21 protein-coding genes are annotated in these 24,549 nt (G+C 74.8%); 14 read left to right on the forward strand and 7 right to left on the reverse strand.

All coding sequences use genetic code 11. The features are described from left to right. The first annotated feature begins 18 nt into the window (after nucleotides 1–18). From pgl to RQM47_RS14905, 4 genes are all read left to right on the forward strand, one after another. A complete protein-coding gene (gene pgl / locus RQM47_RS14890) occupies nucleotides 19–753 on the forward strand; it encodes a 6-phosphogluconolactonase (protein ID WP_311663280.1) in 735 nt (244 codons plus the stop codon). A 28-nt stretch (nucleotides 754–781) separates the two neighbouring features. Next, a complete protein-coding gene (locus RQM47_RS14895; protein ID WP_311663282.1) occupies nucleotides 782–2,128 on the forward strand; it encodes a DUF2851 family protein in 1,347 nt (448 codons plus the stop codon). 691 nt (nucleotides 2,129–2,819) lie between these two features. Then, nucleotides 2,820–3,893, forward strand: a complete 1,074-nt coding sequence (locus RQM47_RS14900) for a polyprenyl synthetase family protein (RefSeq protein WP_314009409.1) — start codon at nucleotides 2,820–2,822, stop codon at nucleotides 3,891–3,893. A 206-nt stretch (nucleotides 3,894–4,099) separates the two neighbouring features. Then, a complete protein-coding gene (locus tag RQM47_RS14905; protein WP_314009410.1) occupies nucleotides 4,100–4,849 on the forward strand; it encodes an MBL fold metallo-hydrolase in 750 nt (249 codons plus the stop codon). A 56-nt stretch (nucleotides 4,850–4,905) separates the two neighbouring features. On the opposite strand, the gene RQM47_RS14910 is transcribed toward RQM47_RS14905, so the two are convergent. The 4 genes from RQM47_RS14910 to RQM47_RS14925 form a co-directional block, all read right to left on the reverse strand. Continuing rightward, nucleotides 4,906–5,451 carry an SPOR domain-containing protein gene (locus RQM47_RS14910; RefSeq protein ID WP_314009411.1) on the reverse strand — a complete coding sequence of 182 codons (546 nt, stop codon included), beginning with the start codon at nucleotides 5,449–5,451 and terminating at the stop codon, nucleotides 4,906–4,908. 78 nt (nucleotides 5,452–5,529) lie between these two features. Then, on the reverse strand, nucleotides 5,530–6,177 hold the full coding sequence (deoC, locus tag RQM47_RS14915; protein ID WP_349256311.1) for a deoxyribose-phosphate aldolase: 648 nt from the start codon (nucleotides 6,175–6,177) through the stop codon (nucleotides 5,530–5,532). A gap of 354 nt (nucleotides 6,178–6,531) precedes the next feature. Beyond that, on the reverse strand, nucleotides 6,532–7,929 hold the full coding sequence (locus RQM47_RS14920; RefSeq protein ID WP_311663291.1) for a sigma-54 dependent transcriptional regulator: 1,398 nt from the start codon (nucleotides 7,927–7,929) through the stop codon (nucleotides 6,532–6,534). A 39-nt stretch (nucleotides 7,930–7,968) separates the two neighbouring features. Next, nucleotides 7,969–8,943 (reverse strand): diacylglycerol kinase family lipid kinase, encoded by a 975-nt coding sequence (locus tag RQM47_RS14925; protein WP_311663293.1) that lies wholly within the window; start codon nucleotides 8,941–8,943, stop codon nucleotides 7,969–7,971. A gap of 66 nt (nucleotides 8,944–9,009) precedes the next feature. On the opposite strand from RQM47_RS14925, the gene RQM47_RS14930 reads away from it, so the two are divergent. The 4 genes from RQM47_RS14930 (at nucleotide 9,010) to RQM47_RS14945 (ending at nucleotide 14,535) form a co-directional block, all read left to right on the forward strand. Further along, nucleotides 9,010–9,906 carry an ABC transporter substrate-binding protein gene (locus RQM47_RS14930; protein ID WP_311663295.1) on the forward strand — a complete coding sequence of 299 codons (897 nt, stop codon included), beginning with the start codon at nucleotides 9,010–9,012 and terminating at the stop codon, nucleotides 9,904–9,906. Beyond that, nucleotides 9,903–11,039, forward strand: coding sequence for an iron ABC transporter permease (locus RQM47_RS14935; protein WP_311663296.1), 1,137 nt, complete (start codon nucleotides 9,903–9,905; stop codon nucleotides 11,037–11,039). Before RQM47_RS14930 ends, RQM47_RS14935 begins: the two co-directional genes overlap by 4 nt. 651 nt (nucleotides 11,040–11,690) lie before the next feature. Beyond that, nucleotides 11,691–13,634: a 1-deoxy-D-xylulose-5-phosphate synthase gene (gene dxs / locus RQM47_RS14940; RefSeq protein WP_311663297.1), complete on the forward strand. Its 1,944-nt coding sequence runs from the start codon at nucleotides 11,691–11,693 to the stop codon at nucleotides 13,632–13,634. 250 nt (nucleotides 13,635–13,884) lie between these two features. Further along, nucleotides 13,885–14,535, forward strand: coding sequence for a Uma2 family endonuclease (locus RQM47_RS14945; RefSeq protein ID WP_314009412.1), 651 nt, complete (start codon nucleotides 13,885–13,887; stop codon nucleotides 14,533–14,535). 27 nt (nucleotides 14,536–14,562) lie between these two features. On the opposite strand, the gene RQM47_RS14950 is transcribed toward RQM47_RS14945, so the two are convergent. Then, nucleotides 14,563–15,579, reverse strand: a complete 1,017-nt coding sequence (locus RQM47_RS14950; protein ID WP_314009413.1) for a hypothetical protein — start codon at nucleotides 15,577–15,579, stop codon at nucleotides 14,563–14,565. Nucleotides 15,580–15,805: 226 nt separating this feature from the next. On the opposite strand from RQM47_RS14950, the gene RQM47_RS14955 reads away from it, so the two are divergent. Together RQM47_RS14955 and cysS are read left to right on the forward strand one after the other, a co-directional pair. Further along, nucleotides 15,806–16,390, forward strand: a complete 585-nt coding sequence (locus RQM47_RS14955; protein WP_314009414.1) for a hypothetical protein — start codon at nucleotides 15,806–15,808, stop codon at nucleotides 16,388–16,390. A 114-nt stretch (nucleotides 16,391–16,504) separates the two neighbouring features. Continuing rightward, entirely contained in the window at nucleotides 16,505–18,067 is a 1,563-nt protein-coding gene (cysS, locus tag RQM47_RS14960; RefSeq protein ID WP_314009415.1) for a cysteine--tRNA ligase, read from the forward strand. 131 nt (nucleotides 18,068–18,198) lie between these two features. Here cysS and RQM47_RS14965 read toward each other — a convergent pair whose 3' ends face one another. Then, on the reverse strand, nucleotides 18,199–19,305 hold the full coding sequence (locus RQM47_RS14965) for an endonuclease/exonuclease/phosphatase family protein (protein WP_311663303.1): 1,107 nt from the start codon (nucleotides 19,303–19,305) through the stop codon (nucleotides 18,199–18,201). A gap of 227 nt (nucleotides 19,306–19,532) precedes the next feature. On the opposite strand from RQM47_RS14965, the gene RQM47_RS14970 reads away from it, so the two are divergent. From RQM47_RS14970 to RQM47_RS14980, 3 genes are all read left to right on the forward strand, one after another. Next, nucleotides 19,533–20,033, forward strand: a complete 501-nt coding sequence (locus tag RQM47_RS14970; RefSeq protein WP_311663304.1) for a hypothetical protein — start codon at nucleotides 19,533–19,535, stop codon at nucleotides 20,031–20,033. Nucleotides 20,034–20,152: 119 nt separating this feature from the next. After that, nucleotides 20,153–21,205 carry a TerC family protein gene (locus RQM47_RS14975; protein WP_311663305.1) on the forward strand — a complete coding sequence of 351 codons (1,053 nt, stop codon included), beginning with the start codon at nucleotides 20,153–20,155 and terminating at the stop codon, nucleotides 21,203–21,205. Between the two features lie 102 nt (nucleotides 21,206–21,307). Beyond that, on the forward strand, nucleotides 21,308–21,742 hold the full coding sequence (locus RQM47_RS14980) for an SRPBCC domain-containing protein (protein ID WP_311663306.1): 435 nt from the start codon (nucleotides 21,308–21,310) through the stop codon (nucleotides 21,740–21,742). Between the two features lie 57 nt (nucleotides 21,743–21,799). On the opposite strand, the gene RQM47_RS14985 is transcribed toward RQM47_RS14980, so the two are convergent. Next, entirely contained in the window at nucleotides 21,800–22,663 is an 864-nt protein-coding gene (locus RQM47_RS14985) for a hypothetical protein (protein ID WP_311663307.1), read from the reverse strand. 142 nt (nucleotides 22,664–22,805) lie between these two features. On the opposite strand from RQM47_RS14985, the gene RQM47_RS14990 reads away from it, so the two are divergent. Continuing rightward, complete coding sequence (locus tag RQM47_RS14990) at nucleotides 22,806–24,548, forward strand: L,D-transpeptidase family protein (protein WP_311663308.1); 1,743 nt, start codon at nucleotides 22,806–22,808, stop codon at nucleotides 24,546–24,548. Nucleotide 24,549 lies beyond the last annotated feature (1 nt).

Here is a 24,549-nt window from a genome sequence, read left to right on the forward strand (position 1 = left end):
CCCGACCACCCCGCCGCCATGAACGCCGAGATCGTCGTCCTCCCCTCCCCCGCCGCCGTCGCCGAGGCCCTGGCCGACCGGACGGCCCGCGCCCTCCGCGCCGCGCTCGACGCCCAGCCGCGCGTGACGCTTTGCCTTACCGGCGGCTCGACGCCCGCCCCCGCCTACGAGCGCCTGGGCGGGGCGGAGGACGTTGACTGGGGCCGCGTCCACGTGTTCTGGGGCGACGAGCGGTGCGTGCCGAAGGACCACCCCGAGAGCAACTACGCGCTCGCCAAGCGGACGCTCCTCGACCGCGCCGGCATCCCCGACTCCAACGTGCACCGGATGCCGGGCGAGTGCCCGCCGGACGAAGGAGCCGTCATCTACGAGCAGGCGCTCGCGCAGTTTTTCGGGGACGAGGTCCGGTTCGACGTCCTCCACCTGGGGATGGGCGACGACGGGCACACGGCGTCGCTCTTCCCCGGCAGCCCCGCCCTCAGCGAGACCGGCCGCCGCGTGGTCCACACGACGGCGCCGGCGAGCGCCGCCGTCCGCGACCGGCTCACGCTGACGTTCCCGGTCCTCGACGGCGCCCGGCTGTGCCTCGTGGCCGCCCACGGCGAGGCCAAGCGGCCCGCCTTCGGCGACGTCCTCGACGCCTACGACGGCGAGACTGACGGCCCGCCTATCGCCTACGTCGCGCCCAAGGGCGCCCTCGTCTGGCTCGTCGACCGCACGCTCTCGCAGGGCACCGCCGACGACGAGGGGTAGATCGGGCGGGGCGGCGGGTCTAGCGGCCATGCCCGACCCGCCGCCCCGCCCCGCCCAGACGCCGCGCGCTGCCGGCGCCGTCCACGAGCCGCCCGTGGGCGGGGCGGCCGAGGTCGCGGCCCGCGTCCCCGAGGCCCTGATCCAGGACGCCTGGGTCCGTGGCCTGTTCGACGCCCGCGCGCTGCGGACGACCGATGGCGAGGTCGTCCGCGTGATCGACCGGGGCCGCCTCAACCGGGACTCGGGGCCGGACGTGGCCGGCGCTCGCGTCGAGATCGGCGGGCTCGTCTGGGCCGGCGACGTCGAGATCCACCGCACGAGTGCGGAGTGGGAGAGCCACGGCCACGACGCCGACCCGGCCTACCGCCGCGTGGTCCTGCACGTCGTCCTCGCGGCCGACCGCCGGACGGGCACGCTCCGACGCAGCGACGGGTCGGCGCTCCCCGAGCTCGTCCTGCTCCCCCACCTCGACCGCTCGCTCCGGTCGCTGCTCCGCGCGTTCTACGTCGAGCCGCGCGAGGCCCCGCACTGCGCCGCCCGGTGGCCCGACGTGGACGCGGGCGTCGTGCGGGCGTGGGTCCGGGCGCTGGGCGTGCAGCGGCTCCGCGAGCGGACGCGGGCGCTGGGCCGCGCCTACGGGCACCGGCCCGACCTCGACCGGCTCCTGGTCGCCCGCGTGTTCCGCGCGCTGGGCTACGCCGCGAACGCCGACGCGATGGAGGAGCTCGCCCGCCGCTTTGCGCTCTCCGCCCCGCCCGAGAGCGAGGTCGAGGTCCGCGACCGGCTCCTCGCGCTCTCGGGCCTGGACGCGCCCGACCTGTTCGACGCGGGCGGGGCGGCGGCCGGCGTGGAGCCCGCGCTGGGCGGGGCGGCCATGCGGCCTGAGGCGTGGCGTCGCGGCGGGCGGCCGGCGAACGCGCCGCGGACGCGCATCGTCCAGGCGGCGGCGCTCCTCGGGCGGGGCGGCCTCCTCCGCGACGAGCCCGTGGCGCGCCTCGCCGAGGCGCTCGGGCGCGGCCTCGACGGCGCTCTCGACCTGGTCCGCCCCGCCCCCGCCGCGCGCGGCCCGCGGCTGGGCGCCGACCGCGCGCGGACGGTCTGGGTCGACGCCGTGCTCCCGGTCCTGCTCCTGGACGCTGAGCAGCGCGAGAGCCCGGCGGCCGAGGACGCCGTCGCGCAGGCGCTCGACGCGCTCCCGGCGGCGTCGGACCGCGTCGCACGCCGGTTCCGCGACGCCGGGTTCCGGCCGGGTGGGGCGCTCGAATCGCAGGGGCTCCACCAGCTCGCGCGGGCCTACTGCGACGAGGGACGCTGCGCGCGGTGCGCCGTCGGCCTGGCGCTGTACCCGGGGCTGGCGGGCGGGGTGGAGGGATAGGGGATTGAGGGATAGAGGAGGGATGAGCAGATAAAGCGGGCACGAGGCATGCTCCCTGTGGCACCGTCCTGTAGCGGCGTTGCATGCAACGCCGTCGGGCGGGGCGCATGGGCGGGGCGGGGTGGTGCCTGTTCAGACCGCCCCGCCCGCCCCGGACACGGTGCGCTGTGTCCCTACGGGCGCCGCCACCGGGCGGGGCGGCTCCTGCCCAGGCCGCGTCGACAACCACCCCGCCCCTTGGGTCCGCCCATCGGGTCCTATCCCGTCCTGGCATGCGGGGCTGCTACGTTCTGCTACCACTTGTCATCCTGAGCGGAGCGACCCCGTGGGGACGGCGTCTCGCCAAGAGTCTCGATGACGACGCCCGAGTTGCCGTCCAGGCGGAGCCGGCCGCCCCGCCCGCCCTTCCTGGATTCCCGCCTGCGCGGGAATGACGTTCACTTTGAAGGTCTATACGTCACGAGGGTCTAGAGCGTAACGGCCCTGTCTCCTGTCCAGGCCGCCCCGCCCGCGCCGGCAACCACCCCGCCCTCTGGGTCGGCCTTCCTGGCCAGGAGCGGGGCGGCTTGTCCCTCTGCCCATTTCTCATCCCTCCATTCCCCATCCCTCCGCCCCGCCCATTCCTCTCCGCTCCTGCAACTTGCCGTCGGTCGGGGAGTACCGGCTTTCACCCGAGACTGAAAGTTCGCTGATGCCTCCCCCGCCCGACACGCTCGCCGCCCTGCCCGACATGCCGCACGGCGACGGCTCGACCGGCCCCGCCCCGCCCGCCGCCGTCGCGAACGCCGTGCCCGTGGGGCTCGACGCGCTCCGGGCGCCGGTCGACGAGCACCTCCGCGTGTTCCGCCGCCAGTTCCGCGACGCCATGCGCTCGCGCGTCGGGCTGCTCGACGCCGTCGTGCAGTACCTGCTCAAGCGGAAGGGGAAGCAGATCCGGCCCACGCTCGTGCTCCTCTCGGCCGAGCTCGCCGGCGGCATCACCGAGCGGACGTACCGGGCGGCCACGCTCGTCGAGCTGCTCCACACGGCCACGCTCGTCCACGACGATGTGGTCGACGAGTCGGACGAGCGGCGGGGCGTGCCGTCGGTGAAGGCGCTCTGGAAGAACAAGGTGGGCGTGCTGCTCGGCGACTACCTCCTGTCGCGCGGGCTCCTCCTGGCCCTCGACGACCGCGACTACGACCTGCTCCACGTCGTCTCCGACGCCGTCCGGCGGATGTCCGAGGGCGAGCTGCTCCAGATCGAGACGGCCCGGAGGCTCAACATGACCGAGGAGCGGTACTTCCAGATCATCGCCGACAAGACGGGCTCGCTCATCGCCGCCTGCCTCGCGGCCGGCGCCGCGAGCGCCGGGGCCGACGATGAGACCGTGGCGCGCGCTAAGGCCATCGGCGAGACGATCGGGCTTGCGTTCCAGATCCGCGACGACCTGTTCGACTACGACGGCGCGGCGAGCGTGGGCAAGCCGGCCGGGCTCGACCTCCAGGACCGCAAGATGACGCTCCCGCTCATCGCCGCGCTGGACGCCGCCCCGCCCGCCGAGGCGCGGCGCGTGCGCCGGATCGTCCGCAAGCGGCGGAAGAGCCGGGCCGAGGTCCGCGACGTGCTCGCGTTCGTCGAGCGCACCGGCGGGACGGCGGCGGCCCGGGCGCGGATGGAGGCGCTGGCGGCCGACGCCGCCGACGCGCTGCTCGCCTTCCCGCCGTCGCCGGCCCGCGACGCGCTCGTCGGGCTGTGCGCGTATGTCGTCGAGCGGAAGCGGTAGGAAAAGGGCGACGCGCTTCCGCCTCGGCCTGTTCGTCTCGACGTGGGCGGGGTGGTCGGGCGGCGGTCCGCCTCCTCTCCCGGGCGGGGCGGGCCGTCCCCTTCCCGTCCCCGCCTCTTCTCCCCGCTCTCTTTCTCCCTGCCCTCTCCCGCGGGCGGGGCGGTATCCTGAGCGACACGTCCCCGGAGCCGCCCCGCCCCTGCCCCATGACCGTCCACCTTCTCGGCACCGGCTCCGCCGACGGCGGCCCCGACCGCACCACGACCATGCTCACCGTCGAGCACGGTCCGACGACCGTCCTCGTCGACTGCGGAGGCGACGCGGGCCAACGGATGCTGTCGGCGGGGTTGACGCCGGAGGACCTGACCGCCGTGGTCCTCACGCACGAGCACCCGGACCACCTTGCAGGCTTCCCGCTGCTCGTCGAGAAGATGTGGCTCCGAGGGCGGACTGCCCCCATCGACGTCTACGGCCTAGCGCCGACGCTGGCCAAGGCGCGCGCGCTCTTCGCCGTCTTCAGCACGGACGGCTGGGAGGGCCTGCCTGAGATCCGCTACCACGACGTCGAGGCTGCCCCCGGCGCCCACGTCGTGGACCTGGGCGGGGTGGAAATCACGGCGACGCCGGTTGACCACCCGGTCCCGACGATCGGCCTGTGCTTCGCGGCCGACGGCATGCGCGTCGCCTACTCGTGCGACACCGCGCCAACAGACGCTGTCGCTGACCTCGCGCGCGGCGCCGACCTCCTGATCCACGAGGCTACCGGGTCGACGCCGGGCGTCCACAGTTCGCCCAAGGAGGCAGCGCAGGTCGCGGCCGACGCCGGGGCGGGGCGGCTCGTCCTCGTCCACGCCCCGCCCGACGCGTCCGACGACGGGCTCGCGGCGGCGCGGGCCGTGTTCGCGGAGACGTCGTGGGGCTGGGACGGCGCGCAGATCGAGGTGGGCGGGGCGTAAGGGACGACAGTCCACCCCGCTCAAGCCGTTTGGGCGGGGCGGTCGACCACCCCGCCCTACCCGCCCACCGTCACCCGGTCGGCCACCAGGAATGCCTCGGGGAACTCGTCGCGGACGAGCCGGAGCGCAGCATCGGCCTGCTCGCGCGTCGCGAAGGCGCCGAGGCGGACGCGGTAGTACGGCTGGAGGTACACGACGCTGGCCTTGAGCGAGGCCGGCGCGCCGGCCTGCGACTTGGCCCCCTGCCACCACGCGAGCGCCTGCGCGCGGACGCGCTCGGCCGCCCCCCGGCTGTTGCTCGAAAACACCTGGACGCGGTACCCGTCCACCTCGCGCGCGCCGGCCGGCGGCGGCGGGGCGGGCGTCGGGGCCGCCCCGCCCGGGACGACGACGCGGCCGGCCATGACGCTCTCCGGCACGTCGTGCTCGACGTCGGTGCGGCGCTCCGGCTCGGCGTCGTAGCCCGACGGGTCGAACGTCTCATACGCCGGGTAGCCCGGCGCGGGCGCCTCGTCGTCGGGCGGGGCGGGGCCGCCGGGCGGGGCGGTCGTGGCGCACGCCGAGAGCGTGAGGGCGGCGGCGAGGACGAGGAGCGGGCGCATGGCGGGGAGGAGTCGAGGGGCAGAGGGACGCGGGACCAGGCGCTTCTGCCCGTCCCTCACATCCCCCACCCCGCCCGACTAGTACGAGTCGGTCGAGGTGAGCCCCTTCAAAATAGCGACGCCCGCCGACGCCCCGAGCCGCGTAGCCCCGGCCTCGACCATGACGCGCGCGTCCTCGGCCGACCGCACCCCGCCCGACGCCTTGACGCCCATCGTGTCGCCGACGACGCGGCGCATGAGGGCCACGTCCTGCGGGCTCGCCCCCGACGACGCGAAGCCGGTCGAGGTCTTGACAAAGTCGGCGTGGGCGTTCTGGGCGAGCACGCACGCGATCACCTTTTCCTCGTCGGTCAGGAGCGCCGTCTCCAGGATGACCTTGACCGTCCGCCCCGCGGCGGCCTCGACGACCGCGCGGATGTCGGCCTCGACGTCGTCGTAGCGCTCGGACTTGAGGAGCGCGATGGCCAGGACCATGTCGATCTCCTCGGCCCCGTCGCGGACGGCCTGCTCGGTCTCGAACGCCTTGGTCGCCGTCCGGTTGGCGCCGTGGGGGAACCCGACCACCGTGCACACGAGCGGCGACCGCCCCGCCAGCTCTTCGGCGGCCACGGGCACCCAGACGGGGCTGATGCAGACGCTCGCGAAGCAATGCTCGCGGGCCTCGGCGCACAGGGCGCGGACGTCGGCCTCGGTGGTGTCGGGCTTGAGCGCCGTGTGGTCGATCATCCGCGCGAGCGTCGGGGCGAGCGCGCAGGCGTCGCCCGGCCCCGTGCGGTCGGCCTTGAGCCCGAACCGGGCGGCTCCAGCGCCGACCATCCGTTCGAGCGCCCCGGACAGCCCGTCCCCGCCCCGCCCCGGCCGCTCGGGCGGGGAGGCCTCCGCCCCGCCCTCGCCGTTCGGGCGGGGCGGCCCCGAGGAGCGCGGACCCGCGGCGGGCGGGGCGGCGAGGCGGTCGGCGAGGGCGGTCTTTTGCTGGTCGGTCATCGGTGGGGAGGAATGCGGGACGGAGGGATACGAGGGACGAGCAGAGGGAGCCGCCCGCCCCTCCCTCTTCATCCCCTATCCCTCCATCCCTCCACTCTACGCCGTCATCTCCTCGATCTCCTCGTCCAGGTTGTACCGCTTGCGCTTTTCCCAGAGCGTCTTTTTCGAGATCCCGAGGAGCTTGGCGACGTCGGCGTAGGACGACGAGCGGTTGTTGGCGAGCGTGTGCTTGATGTACTCGTACTCCAGGTCTTCGAGCGAGGCCCCGGCGCGGAAGCGGAACGTGTCGGCGTCTGACTCGGCGCCGTCGAAGGCATCCGTCTGGAGCAGCACGAGGTCGCCCGCGTCCAGCGTCGGCGTCTGGGCGAAGATCATGGCCCGCTCCAGGACGTTCCGCAGCTCGCGCACGTTGCCCGGCCACTCGTGGCCCGTGAGCTTGGCGCGGGCGGCGTCGGTGAAGCCCTCGAACGGCTTCCCGAACTCGTCGGCGAACCCGCTGGCCACCTTTTCGGCGATCGCGAGCACGTCGTTGCCCATGCGACGCAGCGGCGGGAGGTCGACCGACACCACGTTGATGCGGAACAGGAGGTCCTTGCGGAACTCCTTCTCGGCCACCTTCTCCTGGAGGTTCGCGTTCGTCGCGCACACGATCCGCGTCGTCACCTTGATCTCGTCGGTGCCGCCGAGGCGCCGGAACTGGCGGCTCTCGAGGAAGCTGAGGAGCTTGGCCTGGAGCCCGAGGCTCATCGAGTCGATCTCGTCCAGGAACAGCGTGCCGCCGTCGGCCACCTCCAGGAGGCCGGGCTTGGCGGCGCGGGCGTCGGTGAAGGCGCCCTTTTCGTACCCGAACAGCTCGCTCTCCAGGAGGTTGTCCGGCAGCGCGGCGCAGTTGATCTCCATGAACCGGCCGCCGGCCCACTTCGAGGCGTAGTGGAGCGTCTGGGCCACGAGGTTCTTGCCCGTGCCCGTCTCGCCGCGCACGAGGACCGTCGTGTTGGGGATGTCCTTGAGCGTCTCGATCGTGTCGCGGACGGCCTGGACCGGCCCGCTCGTCCCGATGATGCGGCCGACTGAGTGCTTCTTCTTGCGGACCTTCTTGATCTCCTGGAGCTCCTTTTTGTCCTCATACAGGTCGAGCGCCTTGGCCAAGAGCGCCCGCATCTCCTCCAGGTTGACCGGCTTCTGGAGGTAGTGGAACGCCCCCAGCCGCATGGCCTCGACGGCCGTCTGGACCGACGAGTGCGCGGTCATGACGATGACCGGGATCGTAAGCCCCCGCTTGCGGAGCGCCTCGATCAGCTGCATGCCCGAGACGTCGGGCATCATGAGGTCCGTGAGCACGAGGTCCGGGGCCGTCCCGTCGTCGACGGCCTGGAGCAGCGGCTCGGCGGACGTGAACCCCTGGGTGGCGTAGCCGTCGCGGGTGAGGACCTTGGCGAAAAGCTCGCCGATCTTGGGGTCGTCGTCGACGACGAAGATGCGCTTTTGACTCATGCTCCGAGGGGAAAGAGGCGGACGCGGGTTTGCACCAGGTTACGAATCGTACTCCCCCGCCGCCATAAGGAGTTGCCCCCGCCCCGCCCCGCCCGCGAGCGCCGGGGCGACGACCCGGAGGGCGCCCGGGAGCACGTCAGCGCGGACGCGGCGGGCGTCGAGCGCGAGCACCTCGCCGTCGGCGTGGAGCGTGAGGGGGCCCGCGGTGGCCTCGACCTCGACGCGCCGGCCCCGCCCCGTCACGACCTCGGGGGCCGCCGTGTGGGCGCCCGTGAGTGACCGGGGCAGGAGGCGGACCGCCCGGGTCGGTGTGAGGTGGCCGGCGAGGCACACGTCCAGGAGGCCGTCGTCGAGCACAGCGTCAGGCGTGAGCCGGAACCCGCCGCCGACGGACGGCCCGTTGCCCACCTCGCACAGGAACAGCGGCCCGTCGAACACGACCGCCCCGCCCACGGACACGCGCGCAGACACGGTGGGCCGTCGCCACGCCCACAGCGCGCGGGGCACGGCGGCAAGGTAGGCGGCCCGGCCGCCCAGCCACTTTGTCTCCGCCACGAGCCACGCGACGTGGGCGTCGAACCCGGCGCCGAGGGCGTTGGCAAACCGGCGGACGTGGGCGCCGGCGACGTCGTCCCACGTCACCTCGCCCAGGTCGAGCGGGCGGGGCGGGGTGGCGGTCAGCACCCGCGCCGCGTCGTCCAGCCGGGGCGGCACGCCGAGCGCCGACGCGAAGTCGTCGCCGGTGCCGAGCGGGAGCACGCCGAGCGCCGGGCCGCCCCGCCCGTGGGCTGTCAGGCCGTTGACGACCTCGTAGACCGTCCCGTCGCCGCCCGCGGCCACGACGAGGGCGGCGCGGCCGGCCCCGCGAGCGAGGCGCTCGGCGTCGCCCGGCCCGCGCGTCGCGACGACGTCGGCGTCGAGGCCGGCCGCGGCGAGGGCGGCCACGAGGGCGGGGCGGCGGCGGCCGGCGCGGCCGTCGGCGGCGGCGGGGTTGAGGAGGACGAGGGCGGACATGGGCGGCCGGTAACTTAGCCGGCTCCGCCCCGCCCCCGAGCGGCCCCGCCTCCGACAGCCCCGCCCATGCGCCCGCCCCGCCCCGCCCTCCTCGTGCTCGCCGCGCTCGTGGCCGTCGCCGGCTGCCGCGCCGACGCGCCGGGCGGGGTGGCCGACGACCTGGGCCGGGCCGTCGACCTGGACGCGACGCCGCGGAGCGTGCTCCCGCTCGCCCCCAACGTCACCGAGCTCGTCGTGGCCGCCGCAGGCGCCGACCGGCTCGCGGGCGTGGCCGTCGCCGACGACTTCCCGCCGGCCGTGACCGGGCTCCCGCGGTTCCAGTCGTACCCGCTGGACACCGAGGCCGTCGTCGCGCTCGACCCCGACCTCGCAGTCGGCTCCGACGACGTGAACCCGACCGACCAGGCCGACGGGCTGGCCGCGCTCGGCGTGCCGACCTACCTGTTCGCCTTCGACGAGGTGGCCGACGTGCCGCGCGCGCTCCGCACGCTCGACACGCTGCTCGCGTCGTCGGGCGGGGCGGCAGCGGCGGCGGCGTTCGAGGACCGCGTCCGCGCCGTCGAGCGGGCCGTGCGCTCGTACAGCCGCCCGCGCGTCCTGCTCCTGGTCGGAGACGAGTCGCTGTACGCGTTCGGCCGCGACTCGCACGCGAGCGAGCTCGTGCGGCTGGCCGGCGGCGACAACGTGACCGACGCGTTCCCCGGCCGCGCGGCGCAGCCCAGCGAGGAGGCGATCCTGGAGGCGGCCCCCGAGGTCGTCGTCGTGCTCGGGGGGGCGGACTACGACGCCGAGCGGCTGTTCGAGAAACACCCGGCGTTCCTCGACCTCCCGGCCGTCCGCAGCGGGCGCGTCTACGGGCTCGACGCGGACCTCGTGAGCCGGGCGGGGCCGCGCCTCGCCGAGGGCCTGGAGCGGCTGGCCCGGCTCCTGCACCCGGAGGCGTTCGCCGCCGGCGCCGCGTGAGCCGCCCCGCCCCGCCTGGCCGGGCACGGCGCGTCCGCGAGCGGGGCGGGGCGGGGCTGCCGCCGGACCGCCCCGCCCGCACCGAGCGGCGGCGGCGGCCTCCCAAACCACCCCGCTCGACGTTCGCCGCGCACGGCACGCCCCTCGTCGCGCTCGGGCTGGGGGCCGCCGTCGCGCTCGCCGTCGTGGCGAGCGTGGTCTGGGGGAGCGCGGACCTGGGGGCGGGGCGGGTCTGGGCCGCGCTCGTCGGCGGCGGCACGGCGACCGACCGGACGATCGTGTGGTCGCTCCGGCTCCCGCGCGTGGTCCTCGCGCTCTCGGTCGGCGGCGGCCTCGCCGTCGTGGGCGTGGCGATGCAGGCGCTCGTGCGCAACCCGCTCGCCGAGCCGTACATCCTGGGCGCGTCGAGCGGGGCGAGCGCCGGGGCCGCCCTCTTCTTTCTCGGCTTCCTGCCGCCCGTCGTCTCGCGCGCCGTGTCGATGCCGGTCGCGGCCGTCGCCGGCGCGTGGCTGGCCGTGGCCGCCGTGTTCGCCGTCGCCCGGCGCGGACCGACGCTCTCGACGACGCGGCTGCTGCTGGCCGGCGTGGCGATGTCGGCGCTCCTGGGGTCGGTGACGGCCTTCGTGACCTACGCCTCGCCCGAGCCGGACAAGCTTCGGACCGTCCTGTTCTGGCTGCTCGGCTCGCTCACGCGCGCCCGGTGGTCGGAGGTGTGGGCGCCGCTGGCCGTCTCGCTCGGGGCGGGCGGGGCGCTGTGGGCGCTCGCGCGTCCGCTCGACCTGCTGACGATGGGCGAGGAGCCGGCGGCGGCGCTGGGCGTCCCGGTCGAGGCGCTGAAGCGGACGCTCGTGGCCGTCGCCGCCGTAGCGACGGGCGTGCTGGTCGCGTCGGCCGGGGTCATCGGGTTCGTCGGGCTCATCGTGCCCCACGCCGCCCGCCTCCTCATCGGCGCCACGCACCGGCGGCTCGTCCCGCTCGCGTTCGCCGGCGGCGCCCTGTTCCTGCTCCTCGCCGACCTCGCCGCGCGGACGGTGCTGCCCGGCCAGGAGGTGCCCGTCGGCGTGCTGACGGCGATCTGCGGCGTCCCGTTTTTCCTCGCGCTCCTGCGCGGGTTCGGGCGCGGCCTGGGCTGAGGCGGGCAGCGGGCAGCGGGCAGCGGGCAGCGGGCAGCGGGCAGCGGGCAGCGGGCAGCGGGCAGCGGGCAGCGAAGATGCGCCACCCCGCCCGCGATGCCATCCGAGACCGCCCCGCCGCCGGCGGGGGCGGGGTGGCAATGGGCGGGGTGGGGCGGTGACGGGCCGCGGCGTCCAGAACCGCCCCGCTCGCCCTGGACACGACACGTCGTGTCCCTACGGGTGCCCCTCGCTGGGCGGGGCGGCGTCGTAGGGGCGACCGGCGGTCGCCCGTAGTCAGGGCACGATGGGCGAGGCGGCGCCGGGTCAGACCGCCCCGCCTGCCCAACGACCACCCCTAGCCCTCTTGGCTTCGCCGACGCTGCGCGGTGTCCAAGAGGGGAACTGCCGCCGCCTCCAGTTGATGGCAGTCTCGCCTCCGACCACCCCGCCCTCGCCAATCGCCCGAGCGGGGCGGGGTGGAACAAAACCGGCGCCACCCCGCCCACTTCCCACTTCCCACTTCCCACTTCCCACTTCCCACTTCCCACTTCCCACTTCCCACTTCCCACTTCCCTTTCAACTCGCGCTGAAACCACACGCGGCGGCCCCGTGTCCGACGGTCGCCCCTCTATCTTTGGCTACCCGCCCCTGGGTCTGCCCCCAGCGTCTATGTCCGAGGCCGTCCCGCCCCTCACGCCCGGCCCCCTCCTCGCCACCATCGAGCGCCCCGCGGACGTCCGCGCGCTGCCCGTCGAGCGGCTGCCCCAGCTCTGCGACGAGCTCCGCGCGCACATCATCGACATCGTGTCGGTCCACGGCGGGCACTTTGGGGCGTCGCTGGGCGTCGTCGAGCTGACGGTCGCGCTCCACTGGGCGTACGACACGCCGGACGACCAGCTCGTGTGGGACGTCGGGCACCAGGCGTACGGGCATAAGATCCTGACCGGCCGCCGCGACGCGTTCCCGACGAACCGGACGTACGGCGGCGTCAGCGGCTTCCCCAAACGCTCCGAGAGCGAGTACGACACGTTCGGCGTGGGCCACGCCTCGACGTCGATCTCGGCCGCCCTCGGCATGGCCAAGGCCCGCGACCTGAAGCGGACCGACCAGCGCGTCGTCGCCGTCATCGGCGACGGGTCGATGACGGGCGGGCTCGCCTTCGAGGGGCTCAACAACGCGGGCGCGGCCCACACCGACCTCCTCGTCGTCCTCAACGACAACCGGATCTCGATCGACCCCAACGTCGGCGCCCTCCACGAGTACCTCGCCGGGCTCTCGGCGTCGGGCGGGTGGAACGCGCTCAAGGGCGGCGTCTGGAGCGCGCTCGACGAGCTCAAAGGCATGGGCGGGGGGACGCTCCAGCGCCTAGCCTCGCGGCTCGAGGACGGCGTCAAGGCCGTGCTCACGCCGGGCATGCTGTTCGAAGCCTTCGGGTTCCGCTACATCGGCCCCACCGACGGCCACGACGTGGTCACGCTCGCCCGGCGCCTCAAGGAGCTCCGCGGGCTCTCCGGCCCGATCCTCCTCCACACGCTGACGGTCAAGGGCAAGGGATTCGCGCCGGCCGAGGCCGACCAGGTCAAGTGGCACGCGCAGTCGAGCCCGTTCGACAAGGTGACGGGCAAGAGCCTGGCCGTCCCGACGGCGGCCGGGACCAAGCCGCCCAAGTGGCAGGACGTGTTCGGCGACGCCCTCGTCGAGCTCGCCGAACTGGACGAGCGCGTCGTCGGCATCACGGCGGCCATGCCGTCGGGGACGAGCCTGGGCACCATGATGGAGGCCATGCCGGACCGGGCGTTCGACGTCGGCATCGCCGAGATGCACGCGGTCGTGTTCGCAGCCGGCCTCGCGACGCAGGGGATGCGCCCGTTCTGCGCCATCTACTCGACGTTCCTCCAGCGGGCGTACGACGGCGTCGTCCACGACGTGGCGCTCCAGCACCTGCCCGTCGTGTTCTGCATGGACCGCGCCGGCGTCGTCGGCGCCGACGGGCCGACCCACCACGGGACGCTCGACGTGCCGATCATGAGGGCCGTCCAGGGCATGGTCGTCGCCGCCCCGCTCGACGAGCAGGACCTCCGCGACCTGATGTTCACGGCGCTCGGCCACGACGACGGCCCGTTCGCGATCCGCTACCCGCGCGGCGCGGCGACGGGCATGGCGCTCCGCGACGGGTTCGAGGCGCTCCCCATCGGCAAGGGCCGCCGCGTCGCCGACGGCGACGACGTGGCGATCGTGACCTACGGGGCCATCGGCACCTACGTCCCCGAAGTCCGCGAGCGCCTGGCTGCGCGGGGCGTCTCGGCGGCCCACTACGACCTCCGGTTCGCCAAGCCCATCGACGGCGCGCTCCTCACCGAAGTGTTCGGCCGGTTCCGGCGCGTGGTCACGGTCGAGGACGGCGTCCGCGAGGGCGGGGCGGGCTCGGCCGTCCTCGAATGGGCGGCCGACGCGGGCGCGCTGGACGGCGTGGAGGTGGTCCGGCTCGGGCTGCCCGACCGGTTCGTCGAGCACGGGACGCAGCGGCAGCTCCACGACGAGGTCGGCATCGGGCCGGACGGGATCGAGCGGGCCGCGCTCGCGCTCGTGGGCGCCGAGGCGGAGGCCGCGTAGGGCAGCGGGCAGCGGGCAGCGGGCAGCGGGCAGCGGGCAGCGGGCAGCGGGCAGCGGGCAGCGGGCAAAATGCACCACCCCGCCCGCGACGCCATCCGGGACCGCCCCGCCCCCGCCGTGGGCGGGGTGGCGTAGGGGCGACCGGCGGTCGCCCGTGGTCAGAGATCGCCCTCGGCGTGGGCGGGGTGGGCAGACGCCGCCCCGCCCGCGGCGCGTTCCCTATTCTGACGACCGCCCCGCCCCCGGACCCATGCCCGACGCCGTCCTCCAGCCGCTCCTCGACTCGCCCGCGCTGCCCCGGCACGTCGAGGCGCTCCGGGCCGCGCTCCGCGCCGAAGGCGAAGCGCGCGAGCGGTTCCGGGACCAGCTCACGCCGTCCACGAAGGCCGAGTTCATCAACGGAGAGATCGTCATGCACTCGCCCGCCCGAGACGCCCACAACCAAGTCGTTGGCCGTCTGTCGTCCCTTCTCCGCGCCTACAACGACGCGAACGCGGTGGGCGGGGTGGTCGCCGCCGAGAAGGCGCTCGTCGGGCTGACGCGGAACGACTACGGGCCGGACGTGGCGTTCTGGGGGGCGGGCAAGGCGGAGCAGATCGGGCGCGACACGCTCGTCTACCCCGCCCCCGACCTCGTCGCCGAGGTCCTCAGCGCGAGCACGGCCGGGCGCGACCGCGGCGTCAAGCGCGAAGACTACGAGGCCCACGAGGTCGCCGAGTACTGGATCGTCGACGCCGACGACGAGACGGTCGTCGCCCACCGGATCGAGGGCGGCCGCTACCGCAGCGAGGAGGTGGGGACGATCCTCGTGAGCGGGGTGGTGCCGGGGTTCTCCGTCCCCACGCGCGCGCTGTTCGACGACGCGGCGCACCTCGCCGCGCTCCGCACCGTCCTCCTCTAGCCGCCCCGCCCCGCCCGACGGCGGGCCTCACCCCGCCCGCTCTTTCAGCAGGTCGAGCACGGCCGCCTCGCTCGGGCGGAGGCCCCTCGGCGTGTTGCCGGCGTTCCGGCGCCGGAGCCGCCCCGCCAGGTCGCGCTCGCGGAAGGCGTCGAGGACGTCGGGGTGGACGTAGTACTGGCGGCAGACGGCGGGCGTGTTGCCCAGCCGCTCGGCCGTGTCCTTAACGGCCTGCACGACGGCGCCGTCGAGCTCGTCGTCGGGGAGGTCGTCGCCGCGCTCGGCGAGGCGCTCGGCGGCCGTGACGGTGCCGCCCCAGGTGCGGAAGTCCTTGGCCGAAAAGTCCTCGCCGGTCGTCTCCTGGAGGTAGCCGTTGACGTGGCCGCTCTCGACGTCCTGCTTGTCGCCGGCCTCGTCGTAGAACTGGAACAGGTCGTAGCCGGGGATGTCGCGGCACGCCTTGACGAGCTCGGCGAGGCGCGGGTCGCGGACGGCCAGCGCCCGCGTCTTCCCGCTCTTGCCGGTAAACTCCAAACGGACCCCTTTCTCCTCGAACGTGGCGTGCTTGTCGCGGATCGTGGTGAGCCCGTACGACCCGTTCTGGGCCGCGTACTGCTCGTTCCCCACGCGGATCAGCGTCTCGTCGAGGAGCCGGACGCAGAGCGCGAGGACCGTCTCGCGGTCGGTGCCCCCGTCCTTGAGATCGGCCTCGACGCGGGCGCGGAGGGCGGGGAGCGCCTCGGCGAACCCGACCATCCGGTCGAACTTGAGCCGGTTCCGGTGGGCCTCCCAGTCCGGGTGGTAGCGGTACTGCTTGCGGCCCTTGGCGTCGCGGCCGGTCGCCTGGAGGTGGCCGTTGGGGAGGGGGCAGATCCAGACGTCGTCGTAGGCGGGCGGGATGGCGAGCGCCTCGATCCGCTCGCGGACCTCCGGCGACACGAGCTCGCCGTCGGGCCGGTGGTACGAGAACCCGGTCCCGCGGCGGACGCGGGTGATGCCGGGGCGGGAGTCGTCGGCGTAGCGGAGGCCGGGCGGGGTGGCGGGCACGGGCGGCGGGTCGGGTGGTGGGCAGCGGGCTCCTCGCCCGCCGCGCGGTGCAAGCCCGCCCCGCCCCGCCCGGTTCCAGCCCGACGCCGGCTCAGGAGGCGCCTGGGCGGGGCGGCCGCCCCGCCCTCCCGCGTCTGGTCCGAAAGGACCACCCCGCCCCGTCCGCGCGGACCAACGGGCGGGGCGGGCCGGGACCGACGTTGGGACCTCACGCTCCCCGACCGCCATGTTGCCCGCCCCGCTCGCCGCCCTCGTCTTGCTCGTCACGTTGGCGCCGGCCGCGCAGGCGCAGGTCGGGCCGCACCGCCAGAGCGGCCCGCGCGTCGGCGTGACGTACCTCGCGCCGGGCGTCGTCGCGCGCATCAACGAGGCGACCCGCGACGGCGGCACGGGCGACCGGATCGACCCGTCGTTCCCGGTCGTGACGCAGTTCGGGTGGCAGTTCGAGTTCCAGACGTTCCAGACGGCGAGCGGGGCGACGGGCGTGGCCGAGGTGGTCCCGCTGCTCAGCGGGCTCGACCGTGGGCTCCTCCTCCCCAGCCTCACCTTCGTCTCCGGCCTGCGGACGCCGGGCGGCGTCGAGGTCGGCGCCGGGCCGAACGTGTCGGTGAGCGTCCACGAGAGGCCCGACCGCCGGGGCGACCAGGACGTCGTGGGCGCCGATGTCCGCCTGGGGCTCGCGCTCGTGGCCGGCGTGAACGCCCGTCTCGACGGCGTGAGCGTGCCCGTGAACGCGGCCGTCGTGCTCGGCGCGGGCGGGGCGCGGCTGAGCCTGCTCGCCGGGCTCAACACGTCGTCGGCGCGGTACTGAGCGGGGCGGCGCCGTGCCCACGCCCGGCCGCCCCGCCCTTCTTCTCCTCCCCCTCCTCTTCCCCTCCGCGGGGCGGGGCGGGTAGGTTGGCCGCCCCGCCCTTTGGGTCCGCCCATGTCCGAGACCACCCCGCCCCTCCGCCTCCACGACACGCTCACGCGGCGCGTCGAGACCGTCGAGCCCGCCGCGTTCACCGACGACGGCCGGCCGCTCCTCCGGTTCTACTCGTGCGGGCCGACCGTCTACAGCTACGCCCACATCGGCAACTTCCGCACGTTCCTGACCGCCGACCTCGTGGTCCGCACGGCCGAGGCGCTGGGGTGGGCCGTCCGCTACGTCTCGAACGTGACCGACGTGGGGCACCTGACCGAGGACGACGTGGCCGACAGCGAGGGCGAGGACAAGATGGCGAAGGCCCTCGCCTCCAAAGAGGGCGAGCGGTTCGAGACCGTCTGGGACCTCGCCCGCCACTACACGGCCGCGCTGGAGGCCGACTGGCAGGCCCTCAACCTCCGCGAGCCCGACCTGCGGCCGCGCGCGACCGAGCACGTCCGCGAGCAGATCGAGGCGGCCCAGGCGCTCGTCGAGTCCGGCCACGCCTACGAGACCGAGAGCGGCGTCTACTTCCACGTCCCCTCGTTCCCCGACTACGGCAAGCTCTCCGGCAACACCGACGCCGAGACGCTGGAGGGCACGCGCGACGTCGTCCGCGACGACGACAAGCGGGACCCCCGCGACTTCGCGCTCTGGAAAAAGGACCCCGGCCACCTGATGCAGTGGTTCAGCCCGTTCACCGACGGACCGGCGGCGGGGTGGGGCTTTCCCGGGTGGCACCTCGAGTGCTCGGTGATGGCGCAGAAGTACCTGGGCGAGACGATCGACCTCCACGGCGGCGGCGAGGACCTCCGGTTCCCCCACCACGAGTGCGAGATCGCGCAGGCCGAGGCGCTGACCGGCGAGCCGTTCTCGCGCTACTGGATCCACACGCGGTTCCTCCAGGTCGAGGGCGAGAAGATGTCGAAGTCGAAGGGCAACTTCCTCACCGTCCGCGACCTGACCGCCCCGCCCCCGACGGGCCGCGCGGACTGGGGCGCGCCGGTCGACCCGCTCGCGCTCCGGCTCGTCCTGATCTCGGGCCACTACGCCCGCCCGTTCAACCTCACGCAGAAGGCGCTCGCCGACGCCCAGAAAAACGTCGCCCGCTACCGCGAGGCCGACGACGCCGCACGCGACGCGCTCGAAGCGGGGCGGGGCGGGGCGGACGTCCTGGCCGACGACCTCGACGCGGCCTGGGCCGAGGCGCTCGCGGCGATGGCCGACGACCTCAACACGCCGGTCGCCCTCGCGGCGGCCTACCGGGGCGCGAACGCGGTCCTCGCCGCGCACCGGGCCGCCCCGCTCTCGGCGGCGAGCGCGGCCTCGGCGGCGGCGTTCCTCGACCGCGTGAACGCGCTGCTCGGCGTCGTCCGCTCCGAATACGGCGAGCCCGCGGGCGGGGCGGACGCGGGCGCGGACGATGACAAGTTACGCAAGCAGGTCGAGGACCTCTTAGTTGAACGCATGGTCGCACGTGAGCAGAAAGACTGGGCGAGCGCCGACGCTGTCCGCGACGAGCTCGACCGCCTCGGCGTCAAGGTCATGGACACGCCGGCCGGCCCCGAGTGGCGCCGAGCCTGAGGGCGGGGCGGCGCCTCTCCCCCGCCCCGCCCCCGTCGCGCGCCGGGCGCACCACCCCGCCCGACGACGACTGCTCGACAGAGCGCTAGCGCCGTACCTCGCACCGGGTACCCCGTACCTGCCCGAAGCTCTTAAGCGTCGTCACCCAGGACGAGGTCGGCCCAGACGCCGGCGTGGTCGCTCGGCCAGAGGTCGCCGATCCGGTCCGCGGGCTCGTCGAGGACGGTCTCGAACGCCTCGACCTGGAACCCGCGCGTGAGGACGAGGTCGATCCGCGTGGACAGGTCGGACGCGTCGTTGCGGAGATCGGCGTCCTGGCAGCACGTGGGCGTGCCTGCGCCTGCCCCCGCCGCGTCGTCGAGGACGCGCGTGACGATCCCGTAGGTCGCGGTGCCGGTCCCGCCCGCGTCCGAGTTCAGGTCGCCGACGAGGACGAGCGGACTCGGGACGCGCGCGACGGCCGCGGCCAGCTCAGCGCCCTGAGCCTCCTGGACCGGACCGGCGGGGCCGCCCACTTCGAGGTGCGTGTTGAAAAACGCGAACGTGGCGCCGTCGACCGTCGCCCGGACCGACTGGTAGGACCGGACGAACGCCTGCTCGACGCCGCCCACCGGCACCGTGAGGATGGCCTGGAACACGGTGGCCGTCGCGCCCGAGGTCTCGACGCCCGACCGGGCGAGGATTACGTCGGCGTCGCGGTAGCGGACGTCGAAGAAGGTCCGTCCGTCGGCCGTCGCCGGGAACTCGACGTCGGCGTTGTCGCTGCGGGCGGCGACGGTGTAGCTCGCGCCCTCGGCGGCGAGCGCGTCGAGGAGGAGGTCGAGGAGGTCGTAGGTCACGTCCGTGGCCGCGGTCGCCGCCCCGCCCGGCAGGTTGTCCGCCGGCGTTTGGACGGCGTAGGTCGCGACCTCCTGGAGCCCGACGAGGTCAGGCTCGATGTCGGCGATCTCGGCGGCGATGGCCGCCATCCGCGCGGCGGGGTCCGAGGCCTCGATCGTGGCGTAGAGCTCGGCCACGCGGAGCGGGACGCGCTGGGCGTCGGTCTCGGCGGTGACCGTGAACAGGTCGCCGCCGAGGTAGAGGTTCTGGCTCATCACGCGGACCTCGGCGCCGCTCGCGTCGTCGTCGCCGCTGTCGCACCCGGTGACGAGGAGCGGGGCGGCCAGGAGGGCAGCGAAGACCGAGGCGCGGAGCCGCGCGGACCGTGAGGCGAGCGGGGCGGTCGGGAGCGTGGGCATGGCGGGGCGGGGCGGGTGAGGAGGCACGGCCAGGATAGGGACGGGCCGCCCCGCCCTCGGCACCGTCCCGGCGCGGGCCGTAGACTCTCGCCCGCTCGGCCTGGCTGCGCCGCCGCTCACGCCGAGGGCGAGGCGCCCCTCACGCAGAGGGCGAGCGCGAGCGGAGTGGTCGGCCGCCCCGCCCGTGACCACCGACCTACCGACTCACCGACTCTACCGCCCCGCCCGTGATCGACGCCTCCGACTACTCCTCGCTCGAAGGCGGCCTCGTCCGCATGCTCGACCGGCTCCAGGCCGAGGGCACGGCGACGAAGGACCGCGACGCCGACCAACTCCTCCGCGACGACCCCAACGCCGTCCTCCTCGGGCTCCTCTACGACCAGCGCGTGCTCGCCGAGACCGCGTTCACTGGGCCACTCAAGCTGAAGCAGCGGCTCGGCCACCTCGACATGCGCCGGATCGCGGAGATGGACCGCGACGCCTTCGCCGCCGTCTTTACCGAGTCCCCGGCCGTCCACCGCTTCACGAACAAGATGGTCGACCTTACGCAAGACGTGGCCCGCCGCCTGGCCGACGACTACGGCGGCGACGCCGCGCAGATCTGGGCCGAGGGCGGGGCGGCCGACGTCCAGCGCCGGGTCCGCGCGCTGCCCGGGTTCGGGCCGATGAAGGCGAAGAAGCTCGCGTTCTGCCTGTACTACTTCGGGCACCGCGACCTCAGCGGGTAGCCGCCCCGCCCCAGGCTTTACCGCCGGGGCCGTGCGGGGAGGCGCCGTAGGAACGTTCCGGGAAACGCCGAACCGGCCGGCAGAGGCCGCGTTCACGGACGACTGATCGCTACGTGCCTGTGTCCCCTACGACTCACCTCGACGTTCCCGCCTGGGCCTGGCTGGCGCTGAACGCCTACATCATCGGGCTCCTCCTAGTGGACCTGTTCGGGTTCAATAAGGAGGCCCACAAGATCGAGTGGAAGGAGGCCGCCTGGCTCTCGGCCTTTTTCGTGGCCGCCTCGCTGGCCGTGAACGCGGCCATCTGGATCGGCTTTGGGCATGAACCCGCGCTCACGTTCTTCACGGCCTACATCGTCGAGAAGTCGCTCTCGGTCGACAACCTGTTCGTGATCGCGGTCCTGTTCGGGTACTTCGGGGTCCCGGCCCAGTACCAGCACCGCGTCCTGTTCTGGGGGATCTTCGGGGCCATCCTGATGCGGGGGTTCATGATCCTCGTCGGCGTCGCGCTCATCGACCGCTTCCACTGGCTGCTCTACGTGTTCGGGGCGTTCCTCGTGCTCACCGGGCTCCGCATGTTCCGGGACAACGACGACGCCGCCGACGTGTCGCAGAACAAGCTGCTCGTGTTCCTCCGCCGCAAGCTGCCGGTCACGGAGTCGTACCACGAGGAGCACTTCTTCGTCCGCCTGAAGGGGAAGCTGTGGGCGACCCCGCTGTTCCTGGTCCTCATCATGATCGAGCTGACGGACGTCGTGTTCGCGGTCGACTCGATTCCGGCCATCCTCGGCATCACGACCGACCCGTTCATCGCCTACAGCTCGAACATCATGGCCGTCGTGGGCCTGCGCGCGCTGTACTTCCTGCTGGCCGGGATCATCGAGCGCGTCCGCTACCTCCATTACGGGCTCGGGTTCGTGCTCGTGTTCATCGGCGGGAAGATGCTGGCCGAGCCGTTCATCGACGGCCACCTCCCGACGTGGGTCTCGCTCACGGTCATCGCGGTCTCGATCGGGACGGCGTCCGTGGCGTCGTGGATCGCCACGCGCCGCGAGGAGCGGGCCGCCCCGCCCGGCGCGCCCACCCCGCCCGGCGAGGCCGACGTCCCCGACGTGGCCCGGTCCGGCGACGGGGCGGCCGCCGAGCCGCCGGTGATCAAGAACCAGGGGTAGGGGCGAGCGCGGGCGGGGTGGCGAGCGCGGGCTCCCCCAGCCGTCCGCAACCGCCACCCGAGCGGCACGTACGCGCGGCGCCTCCTCCAGCCCGCCCCGCCCGTGCAGATCCAGACGCAGATCGACATCGACGCCCCGCCCGAGCGCGTGTGGGCCGTGCTCACGGACTTTGAGCGCCAGGACTGGAACCCGTTCATCCACGAGATCCGCGGCGAGGTCCGCGAGGGCGCCCGGCTCTTTGCCCGCCTCGGACCGCCGGGCAAAAAGCCGATGACGTTCAAGCCCGTCGTGACGCGCGCCGAGCCGGGGCGCGCGCTCTCGTGGCGGGGCACGCTGGGGGCGGGGTGGCTCTTCCGCGGCGAGCACGCGTTCCGCCTGGAGCCGCTCGGGGCGGGGCGGACGCGGTTCCACCACGGCGAAGCGTTCGGCGGGCTCCTCGTCCCGCTCCTGCGCCGGAGCCTCGACACCGACACGCGCGGCGGGTTCGAGGCCATGAACCGGGCGATCAAGGCGGAGGCCGAGCGGGACACGGCGTAGGGGCGACCGCTCCGCCGCCTGCGCACGGCGGCGCGGCGCCGCCCCGCCCCCGGCTCGTCACGCGTCCGGGTCGATCACGAACAGGTGCGACAGGTGCCCCGGCCGCGTCGAGATGTGGACGCGGCCGTCGGCGCGGCGGCCCGTCGGGAGGTCCGTCGAGATCGCAGTCCGCCCCGCCCCCGCCCCGCCCGTCGTGATCGTGCGCGTCTGGCCGGGCGCGTTGGGGTCGTAGACCTGGAGCGTCGCGTCGAGGCGGCCGCGGCGGTCGACCCCGAAGGCGACGACCTGGTGGAGCGTGAACGGGTCGGGCGCGTCGCCGACGAGGCCGAGGAGGGCGGGGCGGCCGGCCCGGAGCGCCGCCTCGACGCGGTCGAGTTCGGCGGCCAGCGCGCCCGCGAGCGGGGCGTGCGGCATGGCGCCGGGCGTGAAGCGGACGAGCGCCCAGTAGCGCGCGAACCGGGGCAACGACGCGCGCAGCGTGGCCTCCTGGCGGCGCCGGAGGAGCGCGCGCATGGGCTCTCGCTCCAGCGCCGCCGTGGCGACGCGGCCGCGCGCCGGCCACCGCTCGACGGCCGCGAGCGCCATCCCGCCGCACAGCCCGAACGTCGGCCAGCGGCGGGCGACCGAGCGGACGAGCCCGCCGCCCACGGCCCACCCCGCCCCGCCCGCGACGGCGGCGCCCGCAGCGGTTCCCGCCCCGCCCTGATCGCTGCCCCCGCCGAAGCGACCGCCGAGCGCGCCGCCGAGCGCAAACGGGAGCGCGGCGAGCGGGCGGAGCGCGCCCGCGAGCACGTCGAGGTCGCCGTCGGTCCACTCGAAGCGGTTGGGGAACGAGAACCCGTCGCGGGCGGGGTCGAAGTCGAGCACGACGGCGCCGGGCGGGGCGGGCGTGTCGGTGCGGGCGGGCGGGGCGGCGCTCATGGGGGCGGGGCGGGGAGCGGACCGTACGCGCCCGAGCCGGGACCGGCTCCGCTTCAGGGCCGCCCCCACGCGGCTCCGGGAAGGGCGCACCGTACTTTCGGCGGCCGCCCGACGTTGATCGTCCCTCGTCTGCCCCCCCGCCGTGCCGCCCGTCTCCCCTCTGCTCGCCGTCGCCCTCGCCGCCCTGCTCGGGTGGGGACCGTTCTCCGACTGGTTCGGCGCCGACGACGAGGCCGCCGCCCCGCCCGCCGCCGAGGCCGTCGACGCGCTGGCCGCCGCGCACGCCTCGGCGCAGACGATCCGCGTGGGCGGGGCGGCCGCCGCGCTCCGGCCCGAGACGCGGGCGGCGTACGCTGGGGGCGCCGCGCTGTGGGCGCTGCCGGCCGAACGCCGGACGCTCCGCCGGGCGATCGGCGAGGCGGCGGCCGACGGGCTCCGCCCGGCCGAAGTCCACGCGCCCACGCTCGACCTGCTCGACGCGCGGCTGGCCGAGGCCGAGGCCCAGTGGGAGGCGCTCGACGGCGCCGCCCGCGACACGCTCGCCGACCCCCGCCCCGCCCTCGTCGCCGCGCTCGACGTGCTGCTGACCGACGGCGCGCTCCGCCTGGGCGGGGCGCTCCTGGGCGAGCGCGCGGACCCCGCCTCGCTCTACCCCGGCGTGTGGCACGCGACCGACCGCGACCCGGACGGCGAGCGCTGGGCCGGCCTCCAGGCCGCCGTCCGCTCGGGCGACGCGCGGCGCGTGGCGGCAGCGCTCGGCGGGCTCCGCCCCGCCCACGCCGGGTACCGCCGGCTGCGTGCGCGGCTGGACGCGCTGGGCGACGACCTCGCGCCGGTGCCCGAGGGCACGGCGCTCCGCCCCGGCGGCCGGTCGGTCCGCGTGCCGCACCTCCGCGAGCGGCTGGACGCGCTGGGCTGGCTCCCCGCCGACTCGCTCGACGCCTGGACGCGCCCCGACGCCTACCTCCTCGACGACTCGCTCGCCGCCGGGCTCGCCCGCTTCGAGAGCGCCCACGGCCTCGCGTCCGACAGCGTGCTCGATGCCTCGGTGACGGATGCGCTCAACGCCGACCTGGACGGGCTCCGCGACCGGCTCGCGCTCAACCTGGAGCGCTGGCGCTGGCTCCCCGACGACTTCGGCGAGCACTACGTGTGGGTGAACCTGCCGGCCTTCGAGATCCGCGCGTTCATGCGAGACTCGACGGGCGGGGTGGCCGAGTCCCTGCGGATGCCGGCCAACATCGGCAACGCGCAGACAACGGGGTGGACGACGCCGGTGATCTCGGACTCCATCCACACGCTCGAATTCCAGCCGGCGTGGTACGTCCCGCGCTCGCTGGCCGCCGCCCAAGTGCTCCCGATGGCCCAGCGCGACAGCCTCTCGCTCCACCGCCAGGGGTTCGAGGTGTACCAGAACGGGCAGGCGGTCGACTCGCGCCTCGTGCCGTGGGACTCGGTCTCGGTCTCGTCCTTCCGGTTCGTGCAGCGGCCCGGCCCAGCCAACCCGCTCGGGCGCGTCAAGTTCTTGATGCACAACCCGTATGCCATCCTCATCCACGACACGAACAAGCGGTACACGTTCGACGACGGCTCGGGCTCGTCGATGTCGAGCGGGTGCGTGCAGGCGTCGGCGCCGGACGAGCTCGCCGAGCACCTGATGACGACGGTCAACGGCTGGGAGCCGGGGCGCGCGCGGGCCGCGTGGCGGGGCGGCCCACGCCGGGGCGTCCGCCTGGAGCGCCCGGTGCGGACGCACTTCGTCTACTTCACGGCCTGGGCCGAGGAGGGCGGGGCGCTCCGGCTCTATGCCGACCCGTACGGCTACGACGCGGCGCTGGCCGCCGCGCTCGGCCGCGCCCGCCCCGCCCCCGACGACGCCTCGTGAC

Origin of the sequence: Rubrivirga sp. S365 (assembly GCF_032248475.1) — a bacterium.
GTDB classification, from domain to species: domain Bacteria; phylum Bacteroidota; class Rhodothermia; order Rhodothermales; family Rubricoccaceae; genus Rubrivirga; species Rubrivirga litoralis.

Coding starts and splice junctions, on each gene's coding strand:
- pgl (WP_311663280.1), top strand. CDS start 19: ATGAACGCCGAGATCGTCGTCCTCCCCTCCCCCGCCGCCGTCGCCGAG.
- RQM47_RS14895 (WP_311663282.1), top strand. CDS start 782: ATGCCCGACCCGCCGCCCCGCCCCGCCCAGACGCCGCGCGCTGCCGGC.
- RQM47_RS14900 (WP_314009409.1), top strand. CDS start 2,820: ATGCCTCCCCCGCCCGACACGCTCGCCGCCCTGCCCGACATGCCGCAC.
- RQM47_RS14905 (WP_314009410.1), top strand. CDS start 4,100: ATGACCGTCCACCTTCTCGGCACCGGCTCCGCCGACGGCGGCCCCGAC.
- RQM47_RS14910 (WP_314009411.1), bottom strand. CDS start 5,451: ATGCGCCCGCTCCTCGTCCTCGCCGCCGCCCTCACGCTCTCGGCGTGC.
- deoC (WP_349256311.1), bottom strand. CDS start 6,177: ATGATCGACCACACGGCGCTCAAGCCCGACACCACCGAGGCCGACGTC.
- RQM47_RS14920 (WP_311663291.1), bottom strand. CDS start 7,929: ATGAGTCAAAAGCGCATCTTCGTCGTCGACGACGACCCCAAGATCGGC.
- RQM47_RS14925 (WP_311663293.1), bottom strand. CDS start 8,943: ATGTCCGCCCTCGTCCTCCTCAACCCCGCCGCCGCCGACGGCCGCGCC.
- RQM47_RS14930 (WP_311663295.1), top strand. CDS start 9,010: ATGCGCCCGCCCCGCCCCGCCCTCCTCGTGCTCGCCGCGCTCGTGGCC.
- dxs (WP_311663297.1), top strand. CDS start 11,691: ATGTCCGAGGCCGTCCCGCCCCTCACGCCCGGCCCCCTCCTCGCCACC.
- RQM47_RS14945 (WP_314009412.1), top strand. CDS start 13,885: ATGCCCGACGCCGTCCTCCAGCCGCTCCTCGACTCGCCCGCGCTGCCC.
- RQM47_RS14955 (WP_314009414.1), top strand. CDS start 15,806: ATGTTGCCCGCCCCGCTCGCCGCCCTCGTCTTGCTCGTCACGTTGGCG.
- cysS (WP_314009415.1), top strand. CDS start 16,505: ATGTCCGAGACCACCCCGCCCCTCCGCCTCCACGACACGCTCACGCGG.
- RQM47_RS14965 (WP_311663303.1), bottom strand. CDS start 19,305: ATGCCCACGCTCCCGACCGCCCCGCTCGCCTCACGGTCCGCGCGGCTC.
- RQM47_RS14985 (WP_311663307.1), bottom strand. CDS start 22,663: ATGAGCGCCGCCCCGCCCGCCCGCACCGACACGCCCGCCCCGCCCGGC.